The sequence below is a fragment of the Chryseolinea sp. T2 genome (assembly GCF_037203685.1).
Taxonomy (GTDB): domain Bacteria; phylum Bacteroidota; class Bacteroidia; order Cytophagales; family Cyclobacteriaceae; genus Chryseolinea.
In genome coordinates this window covers 933598-946059 of the sequence record NZ_JBBCAU010000002.1, presented here as the reverse complement: position 1 = coordinate 946059, position 12462 = coordinate 933598, and the positions used below count along the sequence as shown (strand labels likewise).

General features: G+C 49.5%; 12 protein-coding genes. 2 read left to right on the top strand and 10 right to left on the bottom strand.

Translation table 11 applies throughout. From position 1 onward, the window contains the following. The first annotated feature begins 175 nt into the window (after window positions 1–175). Window positions 176–817 carry a DUF4142 domain-containing protein gene (locus WBG78_RS08720; RefSeq protein WP_337326019.1) on the top strand — a complete coding sequence of 214 codons (642 nt, stop codon included), beginning with the start codon at window positions 176–178 and terminating at the stop codon, window positions 815–817. 91 nt (window positions 818–908) lie between these two features. Here WBG78_RS08720 and WBG78_RS08715 read toward each other — a convergent pair whose 3' ends face one another. The 7 genes from WBG78_RS08715 to WBG78_RS08685 form a co-directional block, all read right to left on the bottom strand. Next, a complete protein-coding gene (locus WBG78_RS08715; protein WP_337326018.1) occupies window positions 909–1598 on the bottom strand; it encodes a GDSL-type esterase/lipase family protein in 690 nt (229 codons plus the stop codon). Between the two features lie 150 nt (window positions 1599–1748). After that, the gene (gene cysM / locus WBG78_RS08710) at window positions 1749–2627 is read right to left on the bottom strand and encodes a cysteine synthase CysM (protein ID WP_337326017.1); all 879 of its coding nucleotides are present in this window, start codon (window positions 2625–2627) and stop codon (window positions 1749–1751) included. A gap of 58 nt (window positions 2628–2685) precedes the next feature. Further along, window positions 2686–3519: a serine O-acetyltransferase gene (locus tag WBG78_RS08705; protein WP_337326016.1), complete on the bottom strand. Its 834-nt coding sequence runs from the start codon at window positions 3517–3519 to the stop codon at window positions 2686–2688. Window positions 3520–3679: 160 nt separating this feature from the next. Further along, entirely contained in the window at window positions 3680–4432 is a 753-nt protein-coding gene (locus tag WBG78_RS08700) for a sulfite exporter TauE/SafE family protein (protein ID WP_337326015.1), read from the bottom strand. Window positions 4433–4439: 7 nt separating this feature from the next. Continuing rightward, on the bottom strand, window positions 4440–5114 hold the full coding sequence (locus WBG78_RS08695) for an SGNH/GDSL hydrolase family protein (protein ID WP_337326014.1): 675 nt from the start codon (window positions 5112–5114) through the stop codon (window positions 4440–4442). 213 nt (window positions 5115–5327) lie between these two features. Continuing rightward, window positions 5328–6017, bottom strand: a complete 690-nt coding sequence (locus tag WBG78_RS08690) for a hypothetical protein (protein ID WP_337326013.1) — start codon at window positions 6015–6017, stop codon at window positions 5328–5330. A gap of 75 nt (window positions 6018–6092) precedes the next feature. Then, entirely contained in the window at window positions 6093–6920 is an 828-nt protein-coding gene (locus tag WBG78_RS08685; RefSeq protein ID WP_337326012.1) for an HAD family hydrolase, read from the bottom strand. A 171-nt stretch (window positions 6921–7091) separates the two neighbouring features. Here WBG78_RS08685 and WBG78_RS08680 point away from each other — a divergent pair, with 171 nt between their 5' ends. Continuing rightward, entirely contained in the window at window positions 7092–7418 is a 327-nt protein-coding gene (locus WBG78_RS08680) for a hypothetical protein (RefSeq protein WP_337326011.1), read from the top strand. Between the two features lie 48 nt (window positions 7419–7466). On the opposite strand, the gene WBG78_RS08675 is transcribed toward WBG78_RS08680, so the two are convergent. The 3 genes from WBG78_RS08675 to WBG78_RS08665 all read right to left on the bottom strand — a co-directional run bounded on the left by WBG78_RS08675 (window position 7467) and on the right by WBG78_RS08665 (window position 12305). Next, window positions 7467–8348, bottom strand: a complete 882-nt coding sequence (locus WBG78_RS08675) for a dimethylarginine dimethylaminohydrolase family protein (RefSeq protein WP_337326010.1) — start codon at window positions 8346–8348, stop codon at window positions 7467–7469. Window positions 8349–8354: 6 nt separating this feature from the next. Continuing rightward, window positions 8355–9680 carry an amino acid permease gene (locus WBG78_RS08670; RefSeq protein ID WP_337326009.1) on the bottom strand — a complete coding sequence of 442 codons (1326 nt, stop codon included), beginning with the start codon at window positions 9678–9680 and terminating at the stop codon, window positions 8355–8357. A gap of 93 nt (window positions 9681–9773) precedes the next feature. Next, a complete protein-coding gene (locus WBG78_RS08665) occupies window positions 9774–12305 on the bottom strand; it encodes a glycoside hydrolase family 9 protein (RefSeq protein WP_337326008.1) in 2532 nt (843 codons plus the stop codon). Between the last annotated feature and the right edge of the window lie 157 nt (window positions 12306–12462).

Here is a 12462-nt window from a genome sequence, read left to right as displayed (position 1 = left end):
GAGAAGACAGAGTGAAAGCGAGGTTGAGAGCGGACGGCGAAGTAGAATTTTGTGCATGAGTGGGGAATAACTTCACATATTACGTGGTTCATAAAGTTTGACTATACGAGGCATTTCTATCGATAATGCCGTGGCATGATTTTTAAACCTCCATAATCAGCTACCGGATATTGACATGAGAAACGCTATCGTCTTTATAAATATTTGTATCGTTGCAGCAGTCACCATGCTGCTTATGCAGTTTGATACGACAACAACCTTACCCGCTGACGTGAACGCAACAGGTTCATCTGCCGTGCAGGCTTCTTCACCAACAGCACAGGCAGGCACGGCCGCGCCTGCAACTTCGAGTGCGCTGGCAACTGTGCGACGAATTGAAGCTCCTGCCTCCAAACGCGCACTCAGTGAAAGCGAAGTGCTGTTCGTGAAGACGTTTATAAACGAAATGTCGCAGGCGCGAATGCTGGGACTTGAGCAGTCAAGGATGGCCGTTCAAAGAGGAACAACACGTCCTTTGAAAGACTATGGTGCCTGGATGGTGATCAATCAGGAGCAAATGCTGCGCGATCTGAAACGACTGGCCAAAATCCACAAGATCAAATTACCCGAGCCAGAATCAATGGATGAAATATCCGGGCTGCATGGAAGAAAGTTTGATTCGCGTTATATCAGGAATATGACTGCATCGTATAAGCGCGACCTCAAACTTCTGGAGCGGGCAGGATATTCAACTGATCCTGACGTTCAGGTTTTCGCAGCCCGATACGCAACGCTAACGCGCGACAACTTTACAAAACTCCGCGCACTTGAGCGGTGACTATATAACGCGCAGGATTTAAAACGCTGGATTTAAAGCGCTGAATTCAAAACGCCGTATTTTAAAAATTATCACCCTCAGATTCTAAACTTCAGGGCAGAAATTTCTTAATACCTGTTGCCCAAAGATCGTAGCCTTTCTTATTAAGGTGCAGATTGTCTTCCTTGAAAATATCCTTGAGCACCTCACCATTATTATCTACCAGTGAACTCCAGCCATCCACATAGTATACATTCTTCTTTGTGCCGACCCACTTCCTGAGATTTCGCGAATGATCCAGATAGGCATCCTTCAGCTTCCATCGCGCAACACTTGGTTTGGGAGATATGAAGTACACCGGAACTGACGCTGAATACTGCTTCCTGATACGATGCAACAGACTGTCGGTGGTGGCCATGATTTGTGCAGACGACTTACCCCCAGCCAGATCGTTGTCGCCCTCATAGATGAAGATCTTCGAAGGCCGCAGGGTAAAGATGAGCTGGTCGGCAAAGTAAAGCAGGTCGCTCGTTTGAGAACCTCCAAACCCGCGATTAATGATGTTATAACTGGGGAAATATGCTTTGATGTCGTGCCAGAGACGGATCGAAGAACTGCCTGTAAAAAGAACAATGCGACTGGTATCGGCGGCAGGCTTGCCGGATATTTCAGTTACTTCGTTGCGAAAACGCTCGGGTCCTTTAACCTGCTGAACGTTGGTACTGGCCTGTCCATAGGTATTAGCAATCTGGAGGAACGAAAAGGCGAGCGCCGTGATTGCAGCATGTAGGTTAAGTCTCATGCCTGAAATTAGAAAAGCAAATGGGAAGCGCCAAGCCCGGAGCAAGACGAAGGTTGAGCGATACAATCACCGGCGACAATTGAGTATCGGCGGCACGAATTACTGAAGCATTTGTATTAGCAGGCGCGTAAGCTTTGCGGCAGCGAACACTTAATCAAACAGGTCTGAACTGAGGTAGCGGTCTCCCCTGTCGCAGACAATGAATACGATCACGCCTTTATCGAGCTCACCTGCCAGTTGCACGGCAGCACTTAAGGCACCGCCACTGCTCATCCCTGCTAAAATTCCTTCTTCCCTGGCCAGGCGCTTTGTCATCATACGGGCATCACGCTCGTCAACATCCATGACACGATCAACGCGACTGGCATCAAAGATCTTAGGCAGGAACTCCTTTGACCACCGGCGGATTCCGGGAATGCAGGACCCGGTTGTCGGTTGGGTACCTACTATTTGTATGTTCGGATTTTGTTCTTTCAGGTAGCGACTCACACCCATGATCGTTCCAGTGGTTCCCATCGCGGAAACAAAGTGCGTCACTGCTCCGGCTGTATCGCGCCAGATCTCAGGGCCTGTCGTCTTATAATGCATGCCGTAGTTGTCTGCATTGGCAAACTGATCAAGCATGAAATATCCTTCTTCACGCGCCATTTTTTCTGCCAGCTCACGCGAATATTCGATCGTTCTTTCCGAAGGGGTCAGTATAACGGTAGCCCCATACGCCTCCATGGACAGCACGCGCTCGCGGGTCGAGTTGTCGGGCATGATGAGTGTCATCTTCAGTCCTTTCAGCTGCGCGATCATCGCCAGTGCGATGCCCGTGTTGCCACTCGTTGCTTCTACCAGCCTGTCTCCAGCCTTGATCTGTCCCCGCGACATCGCACCGCTGATCATTCCCAATGCCGCCCGGTCTTTAACGCTACCACCGGGATTATTTCCCTCAAGCTTTCCAAATATCCGGACGTTCTTATTAACCGGTATGTGTTGCAATTCGACCAGTGGAGTATTTCCGATGAGTTCCTGAAGTGTCATGAATTCAAAATTGAGAGCGTGAATAAACCGGAGTATTAATGAATGGTGAGAAATGTGTTCAGATGCCTGACTTGAATACCACGTGGTCTATTTCGTGCGTGTTGCCATTATACATCTTTGCCTGGTAATAAATCTTTGAGTGCGGCGGGATACTGCTGGTGAGCCATACGTTTCCACCTACAATGCTGTGGTGACCAATGACTGTATCGCCTCCGAGTATCGTGGCTCCGGCATACACCACCACATTATCCTCAAGGGTTGGATGCCTTTTCTTTTCAGCATCTTCTTTATTCACAGAAAGCGCACCCAGTGTAACGCCCTGATAAAGTTTCACATGATTACCAATAACCGATGTTTCACCGATAACGATGCCCGTACCATGGTCAATGCAAAAATGTGAACCAATCTCTGCGGCCGGATGTATGTCTATCCCGGTACGGCTATGCGCATGTTCTGTGATGATCCTGGGCGTTCCCGACACTCCCATTTTGTGAAGTGCATGAGCTATGCGATAAGCTGCAATCGCGTAAAATCCCGGATATGTACGCACCACCTCATCGCGCGTCTTGGCGGCAGGGTCACCTTCAAACATGGCCGTGACATCTTCCTCCAGTCTCGCATGTATTTCAGGGAGACTGTCAAAAAAGAAGGTCGTTAATTGACGGGCATCGGTACCCTTACCGGGATTATGTCGAAGAATTCTCTCCAGCTCCTTCTCCAGCGTGGAGATATGCTGGTCGAATTCTGCGCGTGATAGCGATGCCATCTGCGTAAAGTCGGCAAACAAAACACCCAGCAGTTCAACAAAGAAATTAGATACCTCCGCCGGCGCCGGACATGTTGGGCATGTCTGGTGGGACGCATACAGGCGATCTGCAAAGCTCTTATCCATTAACTCTATTAATTAAAGGCCGTGATATTAGGTTCCCGGAGGGTGAAAATAGATGTATTTGATACGTTATCGCAAATCTTACCCCCAGACATCCATCTGAGTGGGCCAAACATAGCACCTTCACCACTCAGCAACGTGAATACATGGGTCCGGGTTGCCATCAGAAAAGCATGAACAGGGCGGCCACCAGGGTCATTACGATAATAAACCACCGATAGGTTTTCTCTGACAGGATTTTGACTATATGGATACCCAGGAAGGCACCAAGAATAATAGCAGGCAGCGTAATAAGCGCCAGCAGAACGGTGTTATAATTGATTGTATGCCAGGCAAAGACGTGAAAGGGAACCTTGAACCAGTTCGTCACCATAAAGAACCAGGCCGTAGTTCCGATATAAGCGTTCTTAGGTAATCGCATTGAAAGGAAATACACGGCCATCACGGTACCGGCCAGGTTTCCAACCATCGAGGTGAAACCTCCCAGGATACCGGAGCCCGCGCTGAACAACTTATTATGCGGTACCTGCTCGCGATGTCCCCGCTCCAGCCAGATCATGGTGACTACGCTTCCAACGATCACCACTGCCATGATCACTTTGAAAATATGATCGTCGATATAAGAGCCAACAATTGTTCCCATCACAACGCCAGCCGCGGCCCACGGAAACAATACCTTGAGATGCTGCCACGAGGCGTGACGATGATAGTACCAAACACCAAGCACGTCGGCCAGAACCAGTATAGGCAACATTACGCCGCTCGACTTCTGGCCACCGAATATCAGCGCCAGCAGAGGAACAGAGAGCATTCCTGCTCCATGAACTCCGGTCTTGGCCATACCGGTGAGCAGACCTACAGTTAAAAACAGCAGCAGCTCAACGTAGGTGAACTCGAATGTAAAAAGATTGATCAAGTGTGTTTCAGAGGGTCTTCAGAACCTTCCACATCTCGGAAGCGACAAGCTCGTTCCCTTTTGCATTCAGGTGAACACGATCCGTAGTGAGTATTCCAGACTCCTTGTTGTCCTTGTTCTCTTTCAGATTGTATTCGAGAAAAGCTTTCCGCAAATCGATGAGAGGAAGATTGTTGGCTTTGGCAAGGTTGCGGATCACATTGCTGTATAAGTTCAGGTCGCCGTCGAGCTCATTGCTGAAGTCGGTGCGCTCACCAATAACAGCCGGAGTGCAGATGGCAATCTTGCAATTGGCAGCCTGCAGCTTCTTAATTATGGCAGTATAGAACCGTTCAAATTTATCAAGGTCTGTACCTGTACCAAAACTCCTCTTATGCCATACGTCATTCACGCCAACATAAATGACAACCACGTCTGGCCGCTTTGCAAGCACATCATCATCCATGCGCAGGAACAGATCATAAACTTTATTTCCACCGATGCCCGCTCCGATTAGATCGAAGCGATCAGACAACTTTTCAGCGGTGACCATCTCACCAATCTTTACGATGTAGCCACCAGGCTGAACTGCCGCCTGCGTGATCGAGTCACCAAAAAATATTACTTTCTTTTTTTGCATAGGAAGGAAGGATGCCAGGGTCAGCACCACGAAGCCAGCCAGGAGGCCGAGAGTTATCTTCATTGTGGTTAATTTTTGTATCTGCCCAATATAGATGAAAGTAATCACTTTCACAGAGCCAAACCACAGGAGTGGAAACCTGACAACAAAAAAAGGGAAAGACCGATGCTATACCGGCCCTTCCCATTTAATTCACAGCACTTCAGGAGTGTTCTGTTAGTCAGATTCTTAATAATCCGACAGCCACGTTACAAAACCTCGTGCACCTTAAAGCTTTCAGAACTTTCCAAACTTCATTGAGAGGTTATAAGAAATGTTGCTGAGGGCACGATCACCCAATCCGCGTCCGTCGCTGTTGAAAGCAGCCCTGTACGAAACACCGGGGCTGAAGCGCATCCAGCGGAATACGTTAAACTCTATGTTAACCCCGGGTTCAGCAACAAAGAACCAATCTTCATCTCCACTGTGGTCCCAGTCAAATTCATGCGGATCGTCATGCCATGAATTGCGGTCGTATTGCAACGTGAAGCCTGCGCCCGTGAAAAGACTGAAGGACATATGCACTGCCTTCTGAGAGGCCACAGTGTACTCCACAATGCCGCCGACCTGTCCGTACATGTAGCTCAAATTCTGGAGCGGCGACTCCGAGTGTTCTACCGGCACGCGAATATCATTGGTAAGTGCAGCAGCCGAGGCACCGATAAGGAGGCTGTGATTCAGATATACTCCACCGTAGATACCTGTGAGATTAGCAAAATTGCCATCGATAAAAGTGAACTTGTTTGTGATGGCTCCAAATCCGCCTGTTGAAATCTTGCCAGGCGAGAACAGGGTATTCATCTGGTAACTATCCTTACCCTTGTCCATTCGTTCCTCATTCTCCTGCGCTAAAGCAACGTTGGCAAAAAGGACAGTGAAAAGAATGGCGCCCGCACGGCGCATTACTATGTTGATGAAGTGTTTCATGTAGTTTGTCTTTTACGCTTTTCGCCATTGTGACATCTGAAACGATCCTCACCCCTATGCCGCCCTGAGTTTTTTTTAAGAATTCCAGTTTACGCCAAAGTGTTTCTCCAGTGACCGCGCAACCCCGTCGTCCTCACCGGCAGTGGTTATCTCGTCTGCTATTTCCTTTGCATCCTGGATGGCATTGTCAACAGCCACTCCGATGCCCGCCTCCCGCAGCATTTCAACATCATTATAGTTATCACCAAAGGCGATAGCATCAGCGAGACTTGCCTTCAAATGCCTGCTCATGATCAGCTCCATACCGGACGCCTTCGACACCTGTTTGGTTGCCAGCTCAAGGTAGGTAGGTCTCGACTTATAGATATGGATCCGATCGGCGTATTGCTCCCGAAGCCATTCGTAGAACGATGCGATATCGGCGGCCTCGCCCATACACATTACCTTGTGAGCACCCAATCCGTTGATCTCCCATTCCGACAAGACGGCATCGAAGGATTTGAACTGTGGCGATACCTTGGTGACGCGCTCTTCTTTGTCCGTCCATTTGTCCTGCTTCACGGCGTACCAGTTGTCGGCGTGATAAAGACTGATGTGAACAGGCTTACCGGAAGCATAAGCAACGATACCCCTACATACGTCAAGGGGAATGACGTGGTTGGCATACACTGTACTGTCAGCACCGGATGCAAGCACATAGCCACCGTTATAGCAAACGAGCGGATGCCCTGCGATGTTCAGCTCCAACTGCAAATGCCGCATGGCCGATGGCATCCTTGAAGACGCCAGTACAACGGTTACCTTATCGGCAATGGAACGAATGGCATGAATAGTCCGTCGTGACAACTGGCGCTCGCTATTCAAAAGAGTTCCATCTACATCTGTAAAGACAGCTCGTATCATAATGTACTTTGATTGTGCATTGATTAATGAAGGGATGGTGCAAAGCTGGGAAATATTTGCATGATCTGCGTGGGATAATCGCCGGAAAAAAATACGCAACCTTACGTGACATTATTCGATCAACTCCCGGGCTTCACATCCGTTTGAAATACTGAAACAAACTCCAGCACCATGAAAAGTAAGATGTACGCCCTGTTGATTGCGCTGCTTGCTGCACTGCCACTTGCTGCACAGCCTGTGAAAAAGATCCAAACCATCACCGAATCGGAAGTGCCAGCACTGGTGAGACGTGCTTTTGTGGAAAACTACGGAAATGTTGCCGATGGAACCTGGACTGTTGCCTTTCAGGTTTTGAATACAGGAGGAAAATCAGTCGCACAACCCCTGAGCTATACATTCAAGAAAGGCAATGGTCATGAGAAAGTCGAAGTCCGGTTGTCACCCGAAGGCCGCATTGAGACTTCCAAAGGGATTGAAAAACTGAATCCAACTTCCTGACGCTTGTCTGTGTATCATCAAGGTTCGCCAGGGAGCTATCGGCGATTCTCAACGCAAGGCACGCAGGACCGGCCGCGTAAGGCAGGTTGGTCCCCCGCCGCCGGCAACACTGATGTTGGCACCTTCATATTCATAGACCGTGCATCCCGCGCTGTTCAGATGCGAACGGGTGACGGGATTTCCTCCTACTACAATAACCTGCCGTGGGCCAATAGCCAACACGTTGCATCCCATAGAGTCGAACTCGTTGTCCGGCGATTCTATCAGCCCGAAGCCGCGGGATAACAGGTATTCCCGAAATGGAATTGGCATGAGTGGAGAATAGACGACCGCGAGATCCTGATCGATCGGACTAAGTATCGACATCAGGTGAAAGACATCGCTTTTTCCCTTGTAGTGCGGAAGCTGAGCGACGATCACTTCTATTCCATGAGGTTCGACAAGGGCCTTCAATTGCTCAATACCCGCCGCGTTGGTACGGTACGTGTGCCCGACGGCAAGCGTCTTTGTATCAAGCCAGGCAACATCACCTCCTTCAAGCGTGCCGGGCGACTCAATAGCACCAAGGATTCGCATACCCGAAGCCTGGAACGCTTCTCTGCAGGCGGTAGGCTCCGGCTTGCGGAGGTGCTTGCCCATGTTGCAAAGAATCAGACCGAAGTCTGTAGCCAGCGACGCGTCGCGGCAGTACATCGAATCCATCGTGACGTCTGAATGAAATGGGAGGTGATGAACCTCAGGAGCTGTGATCTTCAGCAGACTTTCAAATACGGCGTATTCTGAGAAGGCTCTAGACAGATCCGGGCGTGAAAGAAAATTCAGGGCTTGCCACGTATTGGCTATGCGCTGGTCGTCGACCATAGCTTCACGCGGATGCTTCAGATAAACAGAGCGAAGGTCGCCGTATTCGGAATGACAGGTGAGTTTCATTTGAAATTATTGCGCTGCAGCGTGTGGCTGCCGTACCCGTTTCATCCAGACATAAAACGGCACACCACAGAGGATAGCAATAAATCCCCAGTAGACGGCCTCCTGTCCTGATCCGGCGACGGCCCATATCGAATATGCGAATGCAACTGCAGCAAGGAGCAGCTTGGATCTTTTTCCTTTTTGCCAGCCCTTTTGCTCAATGATCAGAAGCGCGAACGCAGCGGCCGAAAACAAATAGGGCAACAATACGGTAACTGTTCCCAGCAGCACTGCGAACGTAAATGTGTCGTTGAGACCCTTGGTGAAGTTCGTAAAGATGAGAGCCGATATAAGTGCACTGCCGATGTACATGCCGATCGCCGGTGCACCCTTACTGTTCAGGCGACCGAATACAGCGGGAAACAAAGAATCACGCGATGCCGCCAACGGGATCTGACCCTGCAAAAGTATCCAGCCATTCAATGCCCCGAAGGTGGATGCGATAGCACCGAGTGCCAGCCATCCTCTTGCACCGTCACCCCATATTACGGCTGCGGCATCAGAGAAGGGAGCATTTGATAAACGAAGCTGATCGGGAGGCACGATTCCCATTACCACCGTCGAGCCAAGTACATAAACCGCCATTGTCACCAGTGTACCGATAATGGTCGCCCTCGGAATAGTTTTCTCCGGTTCCTTAATGCTGGTTGATGGCACAGTAGCACTTTCCAGGCCGAGGAAGGCGAAGAGCGTTAAAGTAATCGTTGCTGTTATCGCCGCACCATTTGACTGACCGCTGGCATTGAAGGGTATAAAATGCGAAGTGTCGATATAGAACAATCCGACAAACGTCACGATTACCAATGGCCCGAGCTTCAGTATTGTTGTCAGCACCTGTACTATGCCCGCTGACCTGATACCGCGGGCATTCACCCAGGTTAATAGCCATATCGTTGCTAACGCAGTCGCTACTGCCAGCGACGAATTGGTTGCGAGCACAGGAAAAAATACGGTCAGGTAACTGACAAACGTGACCACGATCGCTGCATTGCAACACCAGATCGAAAGCCAGTATCCCCAGGCCACAAGAAATCCCGCGAACTCTCCCATACCAGCACGTGTGTACGCATAAGGTCCACCTGCCGCATTAGGGACAAGTCTGCTTAGATTCCCATACAACAAGGCTAGTGCAATTGCGCCGGCAGACGACCCTACCCAGCCAATGAGACTTATTCCACCATACGAGGCGAGCGTAACCGGAAGGAGAAATATCCCGGAGGCGATCATGTTGCCAATAACGAGAGCTGTGGCTGTCCACAAGCCGATTTTTGCTTCCGGTTCAGGTTGAGTCATACCCGTCAATACTAACCAATATTTTGATCAATTAGAATGCATGCTCCGGATTAGCCCCGAAATTTTATAGCCTCAATTTGCCGCTCGAAATTTCTATTTGCTGCGAAGGAGCTCGTTAACGGTGACCAGCTCATAGCCCTTCGCCCGCAGATGAGCAATCAGTTCCGGCAGCCTGTCGTATAATTTGTCCCTGCGTTCGCCGTCTGTTCCAACGTGCATAAGCAGAATGAATCCGTTCATCTGATCGGCCTTCGATGTGATTGAGTTCATGATCTCATCGCTGCTCCTGTAATTCTTCATAGATGGCGTTGTATAATCCGCATGACTCAACGTTCCCTGCGTGAGATTAATCAATCTCAATCCGGCGGAAGCGGTCCACGAGGCGATCGTGTCATTATGCCACTCGAACGGCGGAAGGAAGTACGGCGACGATTCCCGGATAATTCCGAAGCGGTTCATCTCGCGATAATTTGCTTCCAGGTCATTCATGAATATCTCACGCGAAACAAGCGTGCTGTCGCGATTTGTCCATGAGCAATACAAAAGGTGTTTGTCAGAGTGCGCGCCAAGATAGTGGCCGTCCTTTTTCAGCTGCCGTATCAGCTTACTGAAATGCTTGTCGCGGTAAAAGTTGCCGGTGAAAAAGAATGATGCCTTCGCCTTGTTCTCCTTTAGCGTCCGCTGAATTGTATTGCCGCCATCTGCATACTCGTCGCCGGTAAACACAATAGCTATCTTCTTGTCTTTGCGGCTTCCTCTTACAATTGCTCCATGATCCAATGTAAAATTCGCCAGCCCATTCTCCGCCTGCATCGCGGCCATCAGATAAACGAGGCTTGCCGTCCCATCCATGGTCGGCTCGTTCGTCGCATAGTCTCCATAGTCATCGTGATAAACAACATATGGACTTTGAAACTCGGCGTATTCATCTCCGTGAACGATCGTCACTCCGAGTTGTTTGCGATAGATTGTGCCATACACGGGGCCATCAACGAGGGCACCCAAAGTTTGATAACCATATAGCACATTGAGAGAGGAATGCGGGTCGTCCGGAAAATCGCGGTCCGCAGGAAGGCCAACAACCATACTGGTGCCCCAGGGATTGCATCCCATTATCCAGTCGAACGCCGCCTGCTCCAAAGCTTCAAATTGTGTATCACCCGTCAGCTTGCGATACCAATAACATTGAATGGCAAATGATGTTTGAAGGTTGTTACTGCACCAGATAAAAGGAACACCGCGCAGGAAGGCGTTCTTCGAAGCGCGTCCGTAAACGCGCTCAATGCCTTCCCGGTAGTAAGCAACGACCTGGCTACGCGCAGATCCTTTCGCCCGTTTTGCCAGCTCATAGTGTCCCAGATTAATGAACGGATACCATTGATAGTGCGCAGCTGTATCAGCGCCCAGCCAGGGCGTTTGCGGCTCCTGGTCAGCATAACCACGCGCAGCATTGAAGTAACGGTTCTCTCCTGTAACACCAAACAACTGCGCGGCCGCGAGCTCCATGTCATCCACCCAATTGTCTTCTTCATAGAAATATGGTGACACATAACACGCTGTTTGTGTGTTCCCGGGGATACGCAAACCAAACTCATACGCCGACTTTGCACGCCCTAAAAGTTTATTCCCCAGCACCGCTGATGTGTCTTTGAAGATCTCGTATCCGAGTCCAAAAGCGCTTGCAAATTTGCCCGCAGTGGACGATGTTCCAGTTGTGCGGTTCTTATACTTTCCAAGGCCCTGCACTTTGCCCGTCACGAAATAGATGGGCCGCTCTCTTCCCTTTCCATAGCTTGCTGTATCCTTTGTTGGCAGCCTAAATCCCTTGTGATCGCGATCGTCAGCCAGCTGATTGAACATCCAGTCAGATCGGGGGTGCATTTTCAATAACCATTGCAAACCCCATGAGGCTTCATCAAGAACATCAGCCACACCGTTTGATCCAGGCAGTCCGTTATCGAGGTGCGCGTCGCCAAACACTGCTGGAAAGTCCCTGAAAGATGCCAGCAGATGGTAAGTTGCATTTGCCGAAGTGGTAACGTACTGTAAGTAATCAGTTGCATCATGCCATCCTCCGCTTACATCAAGATGTGTGCTGTCCGGCATCGGTCCGTCCATAGTATAACCATCAGCCGTGTGACATGAGTCGCGGAGATACGGATTGTACTTGCTTCGCTGCTGCCTCATGTATTGAAGCACAAAATCAGCAGCGCCATCGTAAACATCATCGCCTATCTCAAACACGAGCGACACAGTTGTCCCTGCACTTAATACATAAGTGCCAGTCTCATGCACAGCAGAAAAGTCAAGTCTGAACGTATGAGAGAACGGACCATACGCTCCGAAATCTTTACCCGCAGACCCTTCAAATACTACGGAGTTGTCGGACGCCCGCAGCAGCTTAAACTTTTCAACACTTATTTCTCCTTTGCTGCATAACACGGCAACCTTTACACTGCCTGGTTTGTAACCCATCAGATTGATCCGTATCCACGCATTGTCAGCGCCGAGAGTTGTTGTTGCTGTCAACATCATCCACAACAGGACACTCGCAGTCAGAAATGATGTAAGTTTTGGACTACAATTAGTGGTTCCTCCGGAAGAAAAATGAAGTCTTTTATGCATAGCGACCTTATAGAGTAATGCAGCGAATATCACAGAATACAAATAAATCCTGCACTGCATGTTATTAAGAATACAAGGTTGTTGCAACAATTGATTACATGAAAGACGAACATGAACAAGGAAAAAAAATCATCAGCCTTCGGTGTAAAAATGACAC

What these genes read in the sequence shown, in the direction of transcription:
- WBG78_RS08720 (WP_337326019.1), top strand. Translation starts at nt 176, where the DNA reads ATGAGAAACGCTATCGTCTTTATAAATATTTGTATCGTTGCAGCAGTC.
- WBG78_RS08715 (WP_337326018.1), bottom strand. Translation starts at nt 1,598, where the DNA reads ATGAGACTTAACCTACATGCTGCAATCACGGCGCTCGCCTTTTCGTTC.
- cysM (WP_337326017.1), bottom strand. Translation starts at nt 2,627, where the DNA reads ATGACACTTCAGGAACTCATCGGAAATACTCCACTGGTCGAATTGCAA.
- WBG78_RS08705 (WP_337326016.1), bottom strand. Translation starts at nt 3,519, where the DNA reads ATGGATAAGAGCTTTGCAGATCGCCTGTATGCGTCCCACCAGACATGC.
- WBG78_RS08695 (WP_337326014.1), bottom strand. Translation starts at nt 5,114, where the DNA reads ATGAAGATAACTCTCGGCCTCCTGGCTGGCTTCGTGGTGCTGACCCTG.
- WBG78_RS08690 (WP_337326013.1), bottom strand. Translation starts at nt 6,017, where the DNA reads ATGAAACACTTCATCAACATAGTAATGCGCCGTGCGGGCGCCATTCTT.
- WBG78_RS08685 (WP_337326012.1), bottom strand. Translation starts at nt 6,920, where the DNA reads ATGATACGAGCTGTCTTTACAGATGTAGATGGAACTCTTTTGAATAGC.
- WBG78_RS08680 (WP_337326011.1), top strand. Translation starts at nt 7,092, where the DNA reads ATGAAAAGTAAGATGTACGCCCTGTTGATTGCGCTGCTTGCTGCACTG.
- WBG78_RS08675 (WP_337326010.1), bottom strand. Translation starts at nt 8,348, where the DNA reads ATGAAACTCACCTGTCATTCCGAATACGGCGACCTTCGCTCTGTTTAT.
- WBG78_RS08670 (WP_337326009.1), bottom strand. Translation starts at nt 9,680, where the DNA reads ATGACTCAACCTGAACCGGAAGCAAAAATCGGCTTGTGGACAGCCACA.
- WBG78_RS08665 (WP_337326008.1), bottom strand. Translation starts at nt 12,305, where the DNA reads ATGCATAAAAGACTTCATTTTTCTTCCGGAGGAACCACTAATTGTAGT.